This is a genomic window from Hyphomicrobium sp. DY-1, from assembly GCF_047497105.1.
Taxonomy (GTDB): domain Bacteria; phylum Pseudomonadota; class Alphaproteobacteria; order Rhizobiales; family Hyphomicrobiaceae; genus Hyphomicrobium_B.
The window spans coordinates 3,706,442-3,724,270 of record NZ_CP134870.1; the positions used below are offsets into that span (position 1 = coordinate 3,706,442).

The window sequence follows — 17,829 nt, forward strand, 5'->3', positions numbered from 1 at the left end:
TAGATTCGCGCCGTCGTCATGACAAGGTCCATCAGCAATGGATTACCTTCTGGCGCCGCTTTTCTGGATCCTGGGTCTCATCGCCAGCATCGTCTGGTGGGTGATCGTACAAGTTTTATGGATCGTGCTGTGGCTGCTGCTGCCGCTGGCGGTCGTCGCATTCATCGGTTTGCGCGTGGCCGAGCGCGTGCTCGGGCAGGAGAAGGTGCGGGGCTGGGTTAAGACCCGGACGCAGCGCTACGGCTCGGCAGCTTCGAAGCGGATGCAGCGTTGGATTTTCGCGCTCGGCGTGCTGCCGGTCCGCGTGCTGTTCTGGTTTCCGATCTATGCACTCTGGCACAGCATCGTCAGCCTGCTGTGGCGGCCGAAGTGGTCGCCGTGGCAGCGGGCCTGGGCCAAGCGCTGGAAGGCAAATGCAAAGCCGCGCGGGGCGGGTAAATCAGCGACCTGAATACGGCACGTTCGATGCGCGCGATGCGAAGCGCACGGCTTCTTCGGCGGCGCGAACAACAGCCATGGCCTTATTGATGCATTCCTGTTGCTCGTTCTCGGGCACGCTATCGTGCACGATCCCGGCGCCGGACTGCACGTGGATCATGCCGTCCTTCAGAATGGCCGTCCGCAAGACGATGCAGGTATCCATCTCGCCGTTGGCTGAGAAATAGCCGACGCAGCCCGCATAAGGTCCGCGCTTGCCCTTCTCGAGTTCCGCGATGATTTCCATGGCGCGGACTTTCGGCGCGCCCGACACGGTGCCGGCCGGAAATCCCGCCATCAGTGCGTCGATGGCATCGTGGTTTTTTTCGTCGAGCTTGCCGATGACGTTCGAGACGATGTGCATCACATGGCTGTAGCGCTCGATAATGAACTTGTCGGTGACAGTGACGGTGCCTGGCTCGGAGACGCGGCCGACATCGTTGCGACCGAGATCAAGCAGCATCAAATGCTCGGACCGCTCTTTCGGATCGGCAAGCAACGCGGATGCGAGAGCCTTGTCTTCGGCATCGGTGGCGCCGCGGCGGGCCGTGCCGGCAATGGGGCGGATGGTGACGACGCCGTCGCGGGCGCGAACGAGAATTTCGGGCGACGAGCCGACGAGCTGCATGTCGCCGAAATCAAGATGAAAAAGGAACGGCGATGGGTTGAGGCGGCGAAGCGCGCGATAGAGCGCGAACGACGGCAGATCGAATGGTGCGGAGAACCGCTGCGAGAGGACAACCTGAAAGATGTCGCCCGCCTTGATGTATTCCTTCGCCTTCGCGACCATCGCCATATATTCGGCGGGAGTGGTGTTCGATTGCGGCTCTTGCAGCGCGGCGCTTGCGGACGTCGTTGATGTCGAATGCGGGAGGGGCGCTTCGAGACGATCGATCGCGGCGGTGATGCGTTTCAGTGCCGTCGCGTAAGCATCTTCCGCCGGGACGTCGGGATGCGGCCGGACGGGCGAGACCAGGATCATCTCATCTTTGACGTTGTCGAAGATCAGCATCAACGTCGGGCGGATGAGGATCGCGTCAGGCACGCCGAGCGTGTCGGGAAGCATTTCCGGCAGGTTCTCGATCAGCCGGACGGTATCGTAGCCCATGTAGCCGAAAATACCGGCGGCCATTGGCGGCAGCGCTTCCGGCAACGTGATGGCGCTTTCCTGCAGCAGATTGCGCAGCGATTGCAGCGTCGGACGATCGTCGCGCTGGAAGGCGTCAGGGTTGGCTTCGGGCGAGCGATTGATTTCGGCGGTGTCGCCGTTCGCTTTCCAGATCAGGTCTGGGGCCAAGCCGATGACGGAGTAGCGGCCGCGCGCCGAGCCGCCCTCGATCGATTCCAGCAGGAAGCTCATCGCGCGATGCTCGGCGAGCTTCAAGTAAGCTGAAACGGGTGTTTCGAGGTCGGCGATGAGGCGCGTCCAGACGACCTGGGGTTTGCCCTCATCGTAGATGCGCGCGAACGTACCGGCGGGCGGACAGATTTCCGTTGCGGGCAGGGCCGAAAGGACGCTCACGTCATTCTCACTCGTCGCTGACGCCAATTGCCGACTTCAACTCAGCCTCGTTGACGGAGGCGCCGAGCTGCTTTTTCAACGTTTCGGTGTATTCCGTCAGCGTCTGGTTCGCGAGTTCCTGATCGAGCTGTTTGTTCAGCTCATCGGTTTCCGTAAGCGATGCCGGGGGGGCCGGAATGACCTCGGTGACCTTGAAGACGACTTGGGTCGTGTTGTCCGGCGAGGGCCCATAGCTCGCCTTGCCTTGCGGCAGAGCGAACGCCTGCGTGACGACGCCTTGAGATACACTCGGCGGAATGGTCTTGCGTGTGAGCGGATCTGTCTTTTCGACCTTGTTCTTGGCTTCCGCCTCGATCGCTGTCATCGGTTCACCGCCGTTGACACGATCTGCAAGCTTTTTGGCGAGTTCGTCGATGAGGCGGTGGCGGTCGGCCGTGATGAAATCGGTTTTGACCTGATCCTTCACGGCGTCGAAAGTCTTTTGCTTCGGTGCCTCGGTCGAAAGCACGTTGACCCAGGCGAAGCCGTCGTCGCCAAGCTCGATGCCGGCGTCGTCGTTGCTGCTGTCGGGAGCGAAGGCGCGCGAGACGATCTTGCGAAGGTTCGGCGTCTCCATAACGGGCTTGCCGTCAGGGCCCAGGCCGGTGGCATCCGTCGCGGGAATTTCCTTGAACGGTAGCTTCATGCTGTCGGCGATCTCCTTCAGAGATTTGCCGGCGATGCGATTGTCTTCGATCTCGTCGTGCTTGTCCTGCAACTCGGCCTTGGCCTTTTCGGTGGCGAGCTTGTCGCGCACCTGATCCTTGACGTCGGCGAGGGTGCGGGTGACGCCCGGCACGATCTGGGTGACCCGCAGGATGACCGTCGCAAAGCGGCCTTCGACGACGTCGGAATATTTGTCCTTTTCGAGCGAGAAAGCGACGTCGGCGACCTTCGGGTCGATCAGCGACTTCTTCGCGACGAGGCCGAGATCGACGTCGGTGTCCTTGGCGCCGGTTTCCTTGGCGATGTCGCCGAACGTCTTCGTGCCGTCGCGAAGGGCTTTCAACGCCGCTTCGGCTGTCGCTTTGTCTTTGAATGAGATCTGCTGGATGCGCCGCTCTTCGGGGGTGTCGTAGGTCGCTTTGGACGCTTCATAAGCCTTGGCGATCTCTTCGTCGGTAATGTTGATCTGTTTTTTCAACGCGTCGACGTCGAGGGTGAGCACCTGGATCTTGCGATACTCAGGCGTCATGTATTTCGACTTGTCCTTGTCGTAGAGTTCCTTGAGCTTGGCTTCCGTCGGGTCGGCAACGGTCACGGCCTCGGGATCGATCTTGACCCATTCGATGACGCGCTTTTCCTGATTATAGGCGTGCATCAGATCGAACAGCGGTTTGGGAACCGTCTGAGCTTCGACCATGGAACGGATGATTGCCGCGCGCAGCTCGTCTTTGCGGCGCAGGGAGAGGAAGCCCTGTTCGCTCATGCCGATCTGCTGCAGCAGCGATTCGAAATTCTGTCGCGAGAATTTGCCGTCGGTCTGGAAGTCCGGATCGGACTGGATGCCTTCGACGAGCGTTTTGTCCGACATCGCAAGGCCGAGCTGTTTGGCGTGCGCCTCTACGGCCGCTCCGGCGATGAGCTGCGCCAGCACGCGGCGGTCGAGACCGAATGCATGGCCTTGCTCGGCTGTGATGCGGCGTCCGGCCTGCTGCGAGAACCGATCAAGTTCGTTCTGAAAGGTGCGGCGGAATTCTTCGTCCGAAATTTCGGTGCCGCCGACCTTGGCGACGAAGCCACGCCCCCAGCCGTTGAACACGTCATGGACGCCCCAGATGCCGAAGCTCATGACGAGCAATCCGAACAGCAGCTTGGCGACCCGGGTTTGGGCGCCGCGTCTGAGAGCTTCGAGCATGGGTAATGACGTCCCGTTGATGGAAGCGTGACGCAGCCGCGCGGAACGGCGTAAGGTCAGCAGGCTTCGAATGGCAGTTTCCGCGCGAAGCGCGGGTTGGATGGGCGTGATATGAAGCCCAGCCCGTTTCGGATTGCAAGGGTGCCTCTGAAGAGGTTACGGAGTGTTCACTGGGGTGAGCCTCTAAAGAGGGCATGGTAGCGTCCGCAAAACGAGGAACGGCATGGGGAAAACAGGGCGCGAAATTCGGCCTCTGGTTGCGGGAAACTGGAAAATGAACGGCCTGAAGGCGAGCCTCGGAGAGGCGATGGCCGTGCGGGACGCCCTTCAAGGGCCGCTCGCGTCGCTCCCTGCCGAGGTGATGATCGCCCCACCTGCAACGCTGATCGCCGGGTTTGCGGCGGAGCTGGGGAGCAGTCCGGTGCTGCTCGCCGGGCAGGACTGTCACCCGAAGCCGTCAGGAGCCCATACGGGCGATATCGCCGCCGAGATGCTGAAAGATGCTGGGGCTTCGGCCGTTATCGTTGGGCATTCCGAACGGCGAACCGATCATGGCGAGACAAGCGCAGACGTCAGGGCGAAAGCCGAAGCCGCCCACCGCGCGGGGCTCGTTGCTATCGTTTGTATCGGGGAGACGCATGCGGAGCGACTCGCGGGTTCGACGCTCGCCGTTGTGTGTGGGCAACTCGAAGAATCAATGCCGGAATTGTCCACCGCGGCGAATACGGTCGTCGCTTATGAGCCGGTCTGGGCCATCGGGACCGGGCTGACACCGTCTCCGGACGACGTGAAAGATGTTCATGGAGCGATTCGTGCGCGCCTAGTCGCGCAGTTGGGCGTGGAAGGCGAGGCGATGCGCATTCTCTATGGCGGGTCGGTCAAACCCGACAATGCGGCGACGCTGATGGCGGTGGAAAACGTTGATGGCGCGCTCGTCGGCGGCGCCAGCCTTAAGGCGAGCGATTTTCTCGCCATAGTTCGGGCATATGAGAACGTCTGATGGACTTTATTCGCGGAACCATTCTCGTTGCCACGCTGGTCCTTGCGCCGAGTGCCGCTTGGGCCACGAAGCCGAAGCTCGATCCGGAAACCTGCAACTCGTTGCGACTTGAGCAGATCAAGTTTCGGCAGTCGGGCATTCTTACCGATATGAGCAAGGGCGCAGCCTGGGGTAAAGCCAACTTGTCGGCGGAACGGTTACGCGAGATCCAGCACTATCTGGAGCTCGACGAGCAGGTTCAGTTCGGCTGCCGTGACGCGAAGGTTACCGCCGAGGCGAAACGCGCCAGCGAGGCTGCTGCCCGGATCGAAATTAATTCCGACGCCGATCCGACGGCGCCTGTTGCCAAGGACCCACCGAAGCCCGGGGCGGCAGCGGCGGACAGCAAGGACACGGCACCTAAGAAGGCGGCCAAGAAGACCGTTCACAAAAGCAAACCGACGAAATCGTCAAAGGCGAAGAAGACTGACGACAAGGAGTCGAATGCCGGCTCGAGCAAGGGGACGAATGCAAGCTCTTCTGTCGCGGAGGGCGAGGTTTTGCCCTGGGCATCGCATTGAATTGACAGGCAATACACCCCAAATCCTGGAATTGCGCCGGAACGGCTTTTCGGCGCGGATTTGAGGACTGGCCGATTGGGCGAGGGTGGTGTATAGCCCGTCGCTCATCGGGTCTCGACCCGAACATTTCTGGAACCGGATTTCATGGCTACCGTACTCCTCGTCATTCATTTGATGATCGCCGCGACGCTTGTCGGCGTGGTGTTGCTGCAGAAATCGGAGGGCGGTGCTCTCGGAATCGGCGGTGGCGGCGGTGGCGGCTTCCTCACGGGGCGGGGCACGGCCAATCTTCTGACGCGGACCACGGCAGGTCTTGCGGCGGCCTTCTTCACGACCAGCATCCTATTGACGTTGCTCGCTAATCATTCGACGCCGCGTGGATCGGTGTTCGATTCGGTTCCGGGTGCGACGGCGCCTGCGAACGGCTCGGCGCCTGCTGCCGGCTCCAAGGCCGAGCCGGGCCGCGGCGGCATTCTGGACAAGCTCGAACAGCCGCACGGGCCGCTCGTTCCGCAAAACCAGTAGTTCGGTTTCTGCACGTTTTATGTGCGTGACTTGAGCCTATAGATCGCGAGGGTCTGGACCCTCGCGAGGTTCCCTGCAAATGTGCGGCGGTGTGGGGGACTTGATCATGGTGGATACAAGCATAAGCAAGCTGTCAGCCGGGCTGCGCGCTGCGCGGCCTTTCGCAATTCTTGCGGCCGCGTCGAGTGTCGTCGCTACTCTGGGCGGGTGCGGATCGACTTTGAGCGATATGACCACCGCCTCGGTGACGAATTATCAGGCGGCCAACCTTTTCGCGCCAGCCGGATACAGCATCTCGCAGAACACGGACGGGAGCCTGCATATCACTGCAGCGGGGTCGCCGAGCACGCCCGCCGACCGGCTAAGCAAGATCGCGATGGCGGCGGCGGCCGATTACGGCGACCAGCAGCACCAGAAGACGTTTACCGCGACGCCGCCGCAGACGACGTTCAAGTGCGGAAAAACAAAGACGACCGACAAAGGCAAGGTCATCGACATCAAGCCGATCGACCTCCGAGTCGTTTCGATCGACGTGACCTACGGACGGGATGGAATTGCGCCCGCAGCTCGAAACTCGAAAGAGACGGCCGCGCAGCTCAAGTCCGAGCTGGCGTCCGAGACCGTTCCTCCCGACGTCCAGGCGGCCGCGACACAAGAGGTCGCCCAGCAGTGCGGACGGAGTTAGAGTGGCCCGTTTGTTTCAGTTCTGAGCGTTGCGACCTTTTCTATTGGTGAAGGTGCAAAAAAACCGCTTCCGAATCCGGGGGAGGGTGTGCCACAACCAAGGCCCATGCAGCGGTATATCTTCATCACCGGCGGCGTGGTCTCCTCTCTCGGCAAAGGCCTAGCGTCCGCCGCTCTCGGCGCGCTTCTTCAGGCGCGTGGCTATTCGGTTCGGCTCAAGAAACTTGATCCCTATCTGAATGTCGATCCAGGGACCATGAGCCCCTATCAGCACGGCGAAGTGTTCGTTACGGACGATGGCGCCGAGACGGACCTCGACCTTGGTCATTACGAACGTTTCACCGGCGTGCCGGCGAAGCGGTCGGACAATGTTACGACCGGGCGGATCTATCAGGACATTCTCGCGAAAGAGCGGCGCGGCGATTATCTCGGCGGCACCGTGCAGGTCATTCCGCACGTCACCGATGCAATCAAGAATTTCGTGCTGTCGGGGAACGAGGACGTCGACTTCGTCTTAACGGAGATCGGCGGCACGGTCGGTGACATCGAAGGACTGCCGTTCTTCGAAGCCATCCGCCAGCTCGGTAACGAGCTGCCGCGCGGCGCGTCCGTCTTCATCCATCTGACGCTGATGCCGTACATCCCGTCGGCGGGCGAGCTGAAAACCAAGCCGACGCAGCACTCGGTCAAAGAATTGCGCTCGATCGGCATTCAGCCCGATATTCTGCTCTGCCGTTCGGACCGCGATATTCCGGTCGGTGAGAGGAAGAAGATCGCGCTGTTCTGTAACGTCCGGCCCGAGGCGGTCATTCAGGCGCTCGACGTCGCGTCGATTTACGACGTGCCGCTGGCGTATCACCGTGAGGGCCTCGACCGCGAGGTGCTGCACGCGTTCGGCATCACCGGCGCGCCGAAACCTGATCTGGCGCGCTGGGAAACGATCTCCCGCGGCGTCGCGCAGCCCGAAGGCCAAGTGACGATTGCCATCGTCGGCAAGTACACTGGCCTCAAGGACGCCTACAAATCGTTGAACGAAGCGCTGGTGCACGGCGGTATTGCCAATCGCGTCAAGGTCAAGCTCGAATGGATCGAGAGCGAGATCTTCGAGAGCGAAGACCCGGCACCGTATCTCGAAGGCGTCCACGGCATTCTGGTGCCGGGCGGCTTTGGTGAGCGCGGCTCGGAAGGCAAGATTTTAGCGGCGAAGTTCGCGCGCGAGCGGCGCGTTCCCTATTTCGGCATCTGCTTCGGCATGCAGATGGCATGCATTGAGGCGGCTCGTAATCTCGCGGGCATCAAGGATGCAAGCTCGACGGAATTCGGCGAAACCAAAGAGCCGGTCGTTGCGATGATGACGGAATGGATGCGCGGCAACGAGCTTGAGCAGCGCCGTCAGGGCGGCGAGCTCGGCGGCACGATGCGGCTTGGCGCGTACGAGGCGTTGCTTGCGGAAGGCAGCAAGATCGCGAGCATTTACAAGTCGAACGATATCTCGGAACGGCATCGCCACCGCTACGAAGTCAACATGCGGTATCGCGCCGATCTGGAGAAGGCGGGCTTGCGCGTCGCCGGAACGTCGCCGGATGGATTGCTGCCGGAGACGGTCGAATACCCGGACCATCCGTGGTTCATCGGCGTGCAGTATCACCCGGAGCTGAAGTCGCGGCCGTTTGAACCGCATCCGCTCTTTGCGAGCTTCATCAGCGCAGCCGTGGTGCAGAGCCGGTTGGTTTAGGTCGGACGGCAACACTCGTCATTCTCAGCCGAGCGCGGCGAAGCGGCGTCGAAGACCGGGAATCCAGCATGACGAGTGCCGAAGGCTCAATATTGCGATAGTGGCTTTGCGCGGGATCCCCGGCCGCCGCAAGTGCTCGGCCGAGGATGACTACAGGGCATTACCGTGTCTCCGCAAATGCCGCTGCCAACGCCTTGGCACCCGGCAATTGCGCTTCGCTTTCCATCTTAGCATCGGTTGCGGCCAAGAGCTTAGCGACCGTGTTGTTGCGAATGGCAACGGGGTTTCGCTCGTAGCCGCCTTGCTGGAAGAAGTTCGACGTCGGCACCTTCTTGCGCAGCGCGTCCGACATCGTGACCATGTCGAAGCCGTTGCCGTCGCCGGTCAGATTCATCATCTCAAGTTCGGCAGCGGTGAGGGGCGCGGTGTAGCCTTTACGCCTCGCGTAGGTCACCGACGTCAAAAGTTTATGGACCTGCAGCAGCGGTCCGACGTCGACGTCGAGAATGAGCGCATGGATGGCTAGCCCCTTCGACGTGCGCGCAAGGCGGGCGTGCGCGGACCAGCGATCCGGTACGCTGCGGCTGAATGCGATCATGCGTTTGAGGGTGGCGATTTTGTCCTCGAGCTTGTCCCGGCGCGGGCCGCTGGCATCTCGCACTTTTGCGCGCAACGCCGCGAGGATCTTGTCGCCCGCTTCCGCAAGCAGTTCGATGCTGTTGGTCGTGAGCAGCTGGTTGTAACCGAGGGCGGTCGTGATGGCACGCGCGCCGGGGCGATCGTATTCGAGGCCCGCCTGTACGGCGTAGCCGCCGTTGCCGCCGGATTCAAAGGCGTAGACTTTCACGCACTGCTCTGGCGTCAGGCCTGCCGCACGCGCTGCGCGTGCGTAGGCGCGGCGGTAAGCATCGTCCGTTGATGGTTGGTCCGGTGTAAAGCCAAAGTATGCCTGCGCTTGTTCCAGGAAGTCGGCGGCGACGGGCACATATTCGCCTTCGGCGCGCGGGCTTTCAGGATTGATGGGCTTGGGCGGCCCGGTATAGAGCGGCGGCTGTTCGAGCACATAATCGGCGGCAGTCGGCTGCTCGCCATTTCGCTGTTTGGCGATGCGCCGCTTCCGTTTGCTTTCGACGACCGTCCAGTAGGGATCGGCCAACTCGTCATAAGCCGCACGCGCTGCTTTGTAGATTGCTAGCTTCTGCCGGTAATCAGCGATCTGCCGCGTGAGGTCGTCTGCGTGCGCGTTAAAGGGCACAGGAGAGAGCGCGACGAAAGCAACCGCAGCGCACACGCTCGCGAATGCATTTCGAATTTTGGTCCGCAAGCTGCCCATCGTTCGCACCGTATGTGGATTTGCGCCGTTCATGCCCTCGTGCCGCTGCAATCGCGTGCCCTTCTTTTCCTAGCGGGACATGCCCTTTTGTTATGTTCAGAGTGGATCAATCCCAGGGGGTTTTTATGTTCAGTCGCGAGTCACGAGCAGAAACGCGTGCGGAGACGGCACGGCAAACGGCAACACCGGCGGCCCCGCCGCGATTTTCCGGACCGATGGGAATCGTGTCGAATAATCCGAGTCCAGGCTATTCATCCGTGTCCCCCGACCGGCCGACATCTATCCTTGGGCCGGATATTTCGATCTTCGGGCAGCAGCTTATCTTAAAGACCAAAGGCTCGCTGCTGATTCAGGGCCACATCGAGGGCGACGTTCACGGCGAGTCCGTGACGGTTGATAATGGCGCACACGTCAAAGGTGTCATCACTGCGCGCACGATTGCCATTCAGGGCGGCGTCAAAGGCGAACTAAAAGGCTCGAACGTCATTCTGCATGAGCATTCGGTGGTGGAAGCCAGCATTGTGCAGGAAAAGCTGACGATCGCCGAGGGTGCGCACTTCGAAGGCAGCGTCAAGAAAGCGAAGGACGCCAGCGAAGTCACGCCCGATCTTTCGTAATCGCGCGTTACCTTGCGAAACAAAAATCCCGGCGCATCGGCGCCGGGATCGCATGTCGTACAATCGGTTTTCGCAGACGTGCGTTATGGCGTCGTTGCCGGAGCGGCTGGCGCAGCCGGAGCGGTGGCGGCTGGTGTCTCGGTCGTGACCGTCGTCACGTCGAGGGTCAGGATTCCGGTGTAGAGCAGGCCGCCGAAAACGATGGCGAATATGATTGCCGTCGCGAGAGCGTTCAGCACGCGGTTCGAGAATGAAACCAAGTTCCCGACGAGATCGAGGATGAACACGATCACTGCGCCGAGCAGAACCGGTTCCAGCCAAGGATATTTTTCGAACATCTTGTAGTCCTCACCTATTTATTTTTGCCGCCTCCCGAGTCGCGGCTTGCCGTGCAGCCTTACCATGTCTGATGCGCCGTTGAGGCGACAACGGGTTTTAATGGCGTTGTGAGGGGCCCGGCTGACGCTCCAGGAGCACACTTGGCTGCCTCCCTGTGGTTATCGGCGACGCGTTCAAACAACCTCAAATAAGTCCGTTTGCAGGTCAGGGTTGTTGCAAAATCGCATTGCATCGGTGACGGGAAATCGATTGCAGATTCAAAAGCTCAGCGAATGAAATGATATAACGCGTCACTATTTCGTGATCACGAAAAGTTTGAGCGGCGTTAGCGAAAAGAGATTGGAATTTTGGCAGTTATCTAACTATGTGAGTTCGCAACAGGAACAAACCTGTCGGAATACGTGGAGGACACACCATGAAGACCTGGACGAAGCCGGAAGTTCGCGAGCAGGAAGTTGGTCTGGAAGTTACGTCGTACCTTCCGGCTGAGATCGACCTGATCTAACGAATTCGAACCTTTTGGTTCCTAAAACGGCGGCCTTGGGTCGCCGTTTTTGTTTTGGGGAACTCGGTGTCGGGGGTCGCGGACGGCCTTGTCGGCGGCTATAACCCTCGCCATGACACAGCATGAGACCCTAAAGCCTGCCCGCGAGGTGCGCGTCGGAAATGTCCGCTTTGCGAATGATGCGCCGATTGCCGTGCTCGCCGGGCCTTGCCAGATGGAAAGCCGGGCGCACGCGCTGGAGATGGCGGCGGCGCTAAGCGAAATCTCAAAGACGCTCGGAATCGGGCTCGTCTACAAATCGTCCTTCGACAAGGCCAATCGGACATCACTGACAGGGCGGCGCGGCATCGGGCTTGAGGCTGCCTTGCCGGTCTTCGCTGAAATCCGCGAGACGTTCGGGCTGCCCGTCGTGACCGACGTGCACGAGGTTGCGCAATGCGCGGCTGTTGCCGAGGTGGTCGATGTTCTGCAGATCCCGGCATTCCTGTGCCGGCAGACGGACCTGCTCATCGCGGCAGCTAAGACCGGACGTGTCGTCAAGATCAAGAAAGGGCAATTTCTCGCCCCCTGGGACATGAAGAATGTCGTCGCCAAGGTAACGGGCTCGGGCAATCCGAATGTTCTGGTGACGGAGCGCGGGTCAAGCTTCGGCTACAATACGCTCGTCGTCGACATGCGGGCACTGCCGCAAATGGCGGAAACCGGTGCTCCGGTCATTTTCGATGCGACGCATGCCGTGCAGCAGCCGGGCGGGCAGGGGACGTCGTCGGGCGGAGATCGGCGGTTCGTGCCGGTGCTGGCGCGCGCGGCGGTTGCCGCTGGCGTTGCGGGGTTATTTATCGAGACGCACCAGGATCCGGATAAGGCGCCGTCGGACGGCCCGAACATGGTTGCGCTCAAAGACTTCGGTGCGCTCATTGCCGAACTGCAGGCGATCGACAACATCGTCAAAGCACAAAAGGCCGCGAGCCAGACCTGAAGCTCGCGCCCTTCTGTACGTGCCTAGCTCTTTTGGTTCCGCTCCGGCCGATTCAGAGCACCACCAAAAGGCTTCGTGTGATCTTGTCGTGTATCGAGTGACTTCCGTCCGTGCGCCCGGACGGCATGCTTTTTATGCGGGTCGTGACTTCAAGAGTGCTTCAAAGTCGTAGTGGCCGTGGCATTTCCCTCTCGCCGCCGTTTCCGCACGAGCCGTCGCGATCGGCTTTTGCATCCGCATTGGCGAGAGTATTCGTTTTTCAGGCTTTGGCGGACCAGAGCTCAGTAGCCAACGCATTGACTTGAGCGGGGCTCGTGAGAGCGCCGAACTGTCCGTCCTTCGTGACCATGATGCCGGCAACGCAGGCATGCTGGGCGCAGGAAGACAGCGACGTTCGTCCGACGTTGATGGCGGCGATCGCCATCGACGTCATGAGCAGGCTCATCGTCGAAATGCAGGAGACGTAGGCAAGGGCACGCGAGACAAGTTCTTGGTGCATGGTCAACCTCACAACGCGAGACTAGGGATGACGACACGTTTCACTTGCGGTGTTGGCTTCGGGGCCGGAACAGAACCGGCGGCGAGAGCCGATGTGTTGACAGTGCATCAACCTTGGTTAAGGACGCGTTAAGGCTAACGAAGCGTGAATAAAAAAATCGGGCGGCGCGTCACCCGCCGCGCCACCCGAATAGAGTCGTTGATGGTTGAAAACGAGCGCCCTAGCTTTTCATCTCGGCGCGAATGGCACGAGCGAGAGCGCCGGCGCGTTCGTCAATCAGCTGGGGAATTTCACACGCAATCGGGATGTTCGCCTGCTTCTCCTGGAAGGTGCGAATTTCCCATTTGTATTTTTCCTGCTTGTTCGAAAGCTTTGAAATTTCGCCGGCGGGTCCGCTCGACTCGTCGGTGATGCCCATTTCGTTTTCAGGGGGCAGCTCCAGCCCTTCGGCCTCAATTTCCTTTGCGCGCTCCATCTGGCGCTTATGGAAGCGTTCAATGCCTGACATAACGATCTTGCGGTTCTCGTTGGTGCGGGTCAGGACGGCCGAGAAGAGTTCCGTCAGCTTCGCGTCGCGCTGATCAGCGGGAATGCTGGCAGCATACTTCTTGATCGCGGCTTCGGCGTCATCTTCCTTGATGCGACGCGAGATCAGATACTGCGAGAGCGTGCGGATTTTTTCGTCGTTCCGCCAGCTCTTCGTGTCTGTGATTTCGGGACCATCCCAGATCGTGGCCGCCGACAGCATCGGCACCTTGCGGTAAACGCACGGCCACTCGTTTTTGTCCGGCTCATCGGCGAATACGGGCGATACGGCTGACCACGTCAGGGGTGCCAGCATAACGAATGCAGTTCCCAGGGCGGCGCGACGGAGAAAGTTCATTTTCATTGTCAATCAAACCTCAGGCTGCTCCTCCAGGGCCGCCGCGCCGAGCGATCAACCCTTTCGAGGGATTATAGGCAAATACCGCCGCGGCAAGAAAAACGATCGTGCAGCCGACGACGATGGCAAGGGATACGGTATCGACCTGTCCATATAGCCCAAAGCGGATGAGTTCCACTGCATACGTGAACGGATTGAGGCGACAGATCTCGAAAAGCGCAGGGCTCGCTTCGCGGATACGCCACAGCGGGTAGAGCGCGGACGACGCAAAGAACATCGGAAAGATCACGAAATTCATGACGCCCGCAAAATTCTCAAGTTGCTTGATGACCGACGACATCAGGAGGGCCAGGGAGCCCAGCATTAAACCCGCCAGCACGATTGCGGGAATTACAGTTATGTAACCTGCAAACGGCTGGATGAAGTCGGGCAACGAGAAGAGCGAGGTCGTAACGGGATCGGACATGGTCGGGATCACACCGCCTGCCCAGGTCGGCGGATCGTAGAACGTAAAGAGCTTCACATCGGTGACGGGCGGTGGCTCGATGCCCCAGAACCATGCAACCAGCATGAACGCGTAGGCTTGCAGCAGAGCAACGCACACGCCGCCGAGCAGCTTCGAAAGCAACAGGAACGAGCGCGGAAACGGACTGACGAGCAATGTCCGCATCGTGCCCGTCTCGCGATCATAGACCATCGATAGCGACGACTGCATGGCATTGAACAGGAGGATCATCGCGATCAGGCCAGGTGCGATGAACTCTTCATAGAGGACATAGGTCTGGTAGGGCGGGATGATCGAAATGCCGAGCGTCTGGCGGAAGCCAGCGGCAAAGATGAAAAGCCAGATCAACGGCCGAACGAGGGCCGACAGGAACCGTTCGCGCTGATGCAGATAGCGAAGAATCTCGCGCCAGACGATGCCCTTGAAGCAGGCGAAATAACCCGCGATGCCAAGACGGCGGCGCGCGTCGTCCTCGCTGCCTTGATACATGGCGGAAATGTTATCGGGACTCGTGGTCGCCGCTTGCGATGACATCAGGCGGCCTCTTCGATCGTTGTTTTGGTTCCCGTCACCGTGCGAAACGCTTCGCGGACGCTGGACGTTCCCGTCAGCGTCAGGAGCTGCGGTACCGGGCCGTTATAGAGAATGACGCCCTTGTGCAGAATGACGACCTGATCGGTGCGCAAGACTTCGTCCATCAGGTGGGTCGCCCATAAAACGCCGAGCTTTTCCTTGGCGACGAGATCGCGGACGATCTTCAGGACGCTTTCGCGCGAGCCGAGGTCGAGGCCAACGGTTGCCTCATCGAGCAACAGCAGATCGGGACGGTGCATCATCGAGCGCGCAATCTCGACGCGACGGACCTGACCGCCGGACAGGGCGCGGACTTTTTCGTTGGCGCGATCCGCCAGTCCGACGAGCTCTAGCGCTTGTTGCGCGCGCCGTGTCGCCTCGCGGCCAGCGAAGCCATGCAGGGCGGCATGGTACTTCATGTTCTGCATCAGCGTCAGATCGACGTCGAGCGTGCGGCTCTGGAAGACGACGCCGAGGCGTTGCAGCGCCTGCGACGCCCGTCTGCGGACGTCGAACCCGCGAATGAAGATTTCGCCGGTGACGTTGTCATAGAGGCGCGTGATCAACGAGAACAGCGTCGATTTTCCTGCACCGTTGAGGCCCAACAGCACGACGAACGTGCCTTGCTCGACAGTGAGCGAGACGCGATCGAGAACCTTCCGGTCACCGAAACTGTGGCTCACGCCGTTGACGACGAGGGCCGGCGTTTGCTCGGCTTCGGCCGTGACAGTCGCTGCCATAATCGTATTCAGTCCTTTTCGTTCGTTACTTCGGCGAGACCACGACGCCCCAGGGATAGCGACCGACCTTGATCGATTTGATCGCCTTCAAGTTGGCAACGTCGATGGCGGTCACATCGTTCGAAGCGCCGTTGGTCGTGAATAAAAGTTTGCCATCGGGGGTGAAGTACATCTGCCAGACGCGCTGGCCAACCAGAATATACTTCAAAACTTTGAACGTCTTCGTGTCGATGACGGCGACGCGGTTGGCTGGGCCGAGCGCGACGAAGGCGATCTTGTCATCCTTGGTGATGCGGATGCCGACCGGCTGGATCGCTTCCTGCTCGATGCCCGGGATAGAGAAGTTGATCTTGGCGATGATCTTGCGGTCAGCCGGATTGATTACCGCCACCGTGCCGCCAACCTCAGATGACACCCACAGCTGGGTCTGGGCCGAATTGAACATTGCGACACGCGGGCGGCTATCGACGAGGACGTTGTCGAACAGCTTGTGCGTGGTGGTGTCGATGAAGTGCGCCATGTTCGTCGTTTCGGACGTATTGACGAGCACTTTGCCGTCGGGGCTCATGCCCATGCCCTCGGGTTCGACGCCGACGGGAATTTCGGTGATGACCTTCGAGGTCTGGATGTCGACGACGGTTACGAGGTTGTCGTCCTCATTGGCGATGTAAAGGCGACGCCCATCGGGGTGCAGCGTGAGCAATTCCGGGTCGGGGCCGGACGGAAGAGATTTTATGTATTGGAGCGTTTTTGCGTCGTAGACCTTTACGTCGTTGTCGTCGCTCGTGCAGATGATGATCCACTTGCCATCATTCGACATGACGATGCCGCGCGGGCGCTGGCCGACTTTTGCGGTCTTGATGACTTCGAGTTTATCGGTGTCGATGACCGAGACGGTATTGTCTTTTTCGTTGGTGACGTAAGCCGTATAGGCATCGGCAGGCGTCACGCCGAAAGATGCAATCGCGGCGGTGACCAGCGCGGGCATGAGCGTTGAAAGTCGCGACATTCTAAACTCCGGTTGAGAAATAAGCGCCGAATGACGGGCGCGCGAACGACTGCGGATCATTGCGTATAGGCTTTGCACTTGGTCTCCGGCTTATCGATGCCGAGCGTATCGAGCAGACTGAACTGATGCAGGAAACCCGGTTGCGGGGAGACGCTAACAAATATCTTCTGGGTGCTGACGAGCAGCGGTTCGCGGAGCTGGCCGTTCCAGCCGCGAAAGCTCACAGCGACTCCTTTGAAGGCGGCAACGTCGAATTTCGGCGAGTGAATGAAGTCTTTCAGCGTTTTGAAGTCGGTCGAACGCGTCCGTGATGCCGCTTCGCCGACGACACGTGTTGCAATCCAAGCGTCGTAATCGAGCGGTCGCATGATGCGGCCGGTCAAACGTTTGAAGCGGTTCTGGAACTGCGTCGCGCCCCATTGTTCAAGCGCTGGGTGCCAGCTTCCGGGAACGAGACCCGCCGAGCCGACGATCGGACGCGGAACCCAGGTTCGATAGGGAAAGTAGTCGCCGAAGACTTGGTCTTCGTCGACGACGAGGACGACGTCGTGGTCCTTGGCCCCCTGCATGAATTGCGAGATTTGTTGCTGGATTTGCTCGAATCCCCCGTCGGCGCGGCGGTTGCCGGTGTCGACGTTGAACTTGCGCTCCTCGACGATTTTTGCGCCGAATTTTTTCGCTGAGCGGCGATAGGCATCGGCCAGAAGCTGGTCGTTGGCGCTCGGGCCGATGACCATCAGCATGTTCGGCCAGCGCTTCCAGACCAGATACTGCACGAGTGCATCGGCCAGCATCGTGCGTGTCGGCGCCGTATGCAGGACATTGGCGCGGCAGTCTTCCTCACGCAGGCGATCGTCCGGGTTGCCGACGTTGAAAATCTGCGCAGGCTTGCCCTTCATGCCATCGGCAAACTTCAAGAGTGAGTCCGGTCCCATGTCGGCGACGATGAAGGCGTTGCCGGCGGCGACCTTGTCGGTCGCCTGCTTGATCAGGTCGTCGATGTCGCTGCCCTCGATGACATCGAGCTTGAAGGTTTGGTTGAGAAAACGGCCCGTCGTGTTGTCGTCGGCGATGCCGAGCTTGGCACCCGCGATGCCGTCATCGGGGTTGGGCTGATCGAGGAGCGAAAGAGGCAACTCCTTTTCCCGGTCCTCTTTCACGTAGAGCATCTGGATAACCGCACCTTGCGGTTGCGATGTCTGCGTCGGGATCGGGATAGGCTGCGGCGTCGTTTGCGCTGCAGCATAATTGGCAAAAGCAACGCTGGCGGCCGCAAAAGCCGTGAAAAAGACGCCGAAAATAGCTGTTTTGGATGACATCAAGCGGATGAAAGGGCCGGGAGTTGCAATGGGCAAATGATCAAACTCCAACTCGCCTCGCAGCACACGGCAGCGAAGCTCTCGGGCATCAAAGTGTTACTGTGTTGCTAAAAGGGGGCCGTTGGCCG

Annotated in this window: 19 protein-coding genes; 9 read left to right on the forward strand and 10 right to left on the reverse strand. The window is 60.2% G+C overall.

Translation table 11 applies throughout. The features are described from left to right. Window positions 1–37 precede the first annotated feature (37 nt). Window positions 38–451 carry a hypothetical protein gene (locus RLW41_RS17885; protein ID WP_414462327.1) on the forward strand — a complete coding sequence of 138 codons (414 nt, stop codon included), beginning with the start codon at window positions 38–40 and terminating at the stop codon, window positions 449–451. Here the strand turns inward: RLW41_RS17885 and trpE are convergent. Beyond that, window positions 440–1,999 carry an anthranilate synthase component I gene (gene trpE / locus RLW41_RS17890; protein ID WP_414462328.1) on the reverse strand — a complete coding sequence of 520 codons (1,560 nt, stop codon included), beginning with the start codon at window positions 1,997–1,999 and terminating at the stop codon, window positions 440–442. The two genes, RLW41_RS17885 and trpE, sit on opposite strands and share 12 nt — an antisense overlap. A 7-nt stretch (window positions 2,000–2,006) precedes the next feature. Continuing rightward, on the reverse strand, window positions 2,007–3,896 hold the full coding sequence (locus RLW41_RS17895; RefSeq protein WP_414462329.1) for a SurA N-terminal domain-containing protein: 1,890 nt from the start codon (window positions 3,894–3,896) through the stop codon (window positions 2,007–2,009). 223 nt (window positions 3,897–4,119) lie between these two features. On the opposite strand from RLW41_RS17895, the gene tpiA reads away from it, so the two are divergent. From tpiA to RLW41_RS17920, 5 genes are all read left to right on the forward strand, one after another. Continuing rightward, complete coding sequence (tpiA, locus tag RLW41_RS17900; protein WP_414462330.1) at window positions 4,120–4,896, forward strand: triose-phosphate isomerase; 777 nt, start codon at window positions 4,120–4,122, stop codon at window positions 4,894–4,896. Then, window positions 4,896–5,456: a hypothetical protein gene (locus RLW41_RS17905; protein WP_414462331.1), complete on the forward strand. Its 561-nt coding sequence runs from the start codon at window positions 4,896–4,898 to the stop codon at window positions 5,454–5,456. The genes tpiA and RLW41_RS17905 overlap by 1 nt, the downstream gene beginning before the upstream one ends. A gap of 144 nt (window positions 5,457–5,600) precedes the next feature. Continuing rightward, window positions 5,601–5,981, forward strand: coding sequence for a preprotein translocase subunit SecG (gene secG, locus RLW41_RS17910; RefSeq protein ID WP_414462332.1), 381 nt, complete (start codon window positions 5,601–5,603; stop codon window positions 5,979–5,981). A 106-nt stretch (window positions 5,982–6,087) separates the two neighbouring features. Continuing rightward, window positions 6,088–6,666 carry a hypothetical protein gene (locus RLW41_RS17915; RefSeq protein ID WP_414462333.1) on the forward strand — a complete coding sequence of 193 codons (579 nt, stop codon included), beginning with the start codon at window positions 6,088–6,090 and terminating at the stop codon, window positions 6,664–6,666. Window positions 6,667–6,771: 105 nt separating this feature from the next. Then, complete coding sequence (locus RLW41_RS17920) at window positions 6,772–8,400, forward strand: CTP synthase (protein WP_409563034.1); 1,629 nt, start codon at window positions 6,772–6,774, stop codon at window positions 8,398–8,400. 160 nt (window positions 8,401–8,560) lie between these two features. Here the strand turns inward: RLW41_RS17920 and RLW41_RS17925 are convergent, their stop codons facing one another. Further along, complete coding sequence (locus RLW41_RS17925) at window positions 8,561–9,766, reverse strand: hypothetical protein (RefSeq protein ID WP_414464608.1); 1,206 nt, start codon at window positions 9,764–9,766, stop codon at window positions 8,561–8,563. A 191-nt stretch (window positions 9,767–9,957) separates the two neighbouring features. Here RLW41_RS17925 and RLW41_RS17930 point away from each other — a divergent pair, with 191 nt between their 5' ends. Further along, the gene (locus tag RLW41_RS17930; protein ID WP_244420993.1) at window positions 9,958–10,350 is read left to right on the forward strand and encodes a bactofilin family protein; all 393 of its coding nucleotides are present in this window, start codon (window positions 9,958–9,960) and stop codon (window positions 10,348–10,350) included. 83 nt (window positions 10,351–10,433) lie between these two features. On the opposite strand, the gene RLW41_RS17935 is transcribed toward RLW41_RS17930, so the two are convergent. Continuing rightward, on the reverse strand, window positions 10,434–10,688 hold the full coding sequence (locus RLW41_RS17935; RefSeq protein WP_013947240.1) for a hypothetical protein: 255 nt from the start codon (window positions 10,686–10,688) through the stop codon (window positions 10,434–10,436). Window positions 10,689–11,104: 416 nt separating this feature from the next. On the opposite strand from RLW41_RS17935, the gene pqqA reads away from it, so the two are divergent. Together pqqA and kdsA are read left to right on the forward strand one after the other, a co-directional pair. Further along, window positions 11,105–11,194 (forward strand): pyrroloquinoline quinone precursor peptide PqqA, encoded by a 90-nt coding sequence (gene pqqA / locus RLW41_RS17940; protein WP_013947273.1) that lies wholly within the window; start codon window positions 11,105–11,107, stop codon window positions 11,192–11,194. A 112-nt stretch (window positions 11,195–11,306) separates the two neighbouring features. Next, window positions 11,307–12,173, forward strand: a complete 867-nt coding sequence (gene kdsA, locus RLW41_RS17945; protein ID WP_414462334.1) for a 3-deoxy-8-phosphooctulonate synthase — start codon at window positions 11,307–11,309, stop codon at window positions 12,171–12,173. A 259-nt stretch (window positions 12,174–12,432) separates the two neighbouring features. Here kdsA and RLW41_RS17950 read toward each other — a convergent pair whose 3' ends face one another. The 6 genes from RLW41_RS17950 to RLW41_RS17975 form a co-directional block, all read right to left on the reverse strand. Further along, the gene (locus RLW41_RS17950; RefSeq protein WP_013947242.1) at window positions 12,433–12,672 is read right to left on the reverse strand and encodes a hypothetical protein; all 240 of its coding nucleotides are present in this window, start codon (window positions 12,670–12,672) and stop codon (window positions 12,433–12,435) included. A 220-nt stretch (window positions 12,673–12,892) separates the two neighbouring features. Beyond that, complete coding sequence (locus RLW41_RS17955; RefSeq protein WP_414462335.1) at window positions 12,893–13,555, reverse strand: hypothetical protein; 663 nt, start codon at window positions 13,553–13,555, stop codon at window positions 12,893–12,895. Between the two features lie 19 nt (window positions 13,556–13,574). After that, entirely contained in the window at window positions 13,575–14,549 is a 975-nt protein-coding gene (locus RLW41_RS17960) for an ABC transporter permease (RefSeq protein WP_414464609.1), read from the reverse strand. 44 nt (window positions 14,550–14,593) lie between these two features. After that, window positions 14,594–15,373 carry an ABC transporter ATP-binding protein gene (locus RLW41_RS17965; protein WP_414462336.1) on the reverse strand — a complete coding sequence of 260 codons (780 nt, stop codon included), beginning with the start codon at window positions 15,371–15,373 and terminating at the stop codon, window positions 14,594–14,596. 25 nt (window positions 15,374–15,398) lie between these two features. Further along, entirely contained in the window at window positions 15,399–16,382 is a 984-nt protein-coding gene (locus RLW41_RS17970) for a YVTN family beta-propeller repeat protein (RefSeq protein WP_013947246.1), read from the reverse strand. A gap of 56 nt (window positions 16,383–16,438) precedes the next feature. Beyond that, on the reverse strand, window positions 16,439–17,701 hold the full coding sequence (locus tag RLW41_RS17975; RefSeq protein WP_414462337.1) for an ABC transporter substrate-binding protein: 1,263 nt from the start codon (window positions 17,699–17,701) through the stop codon (window positions 16,439–16,441). Window positions 17,702–17,829: the final 128 nt, after the last annotated feature.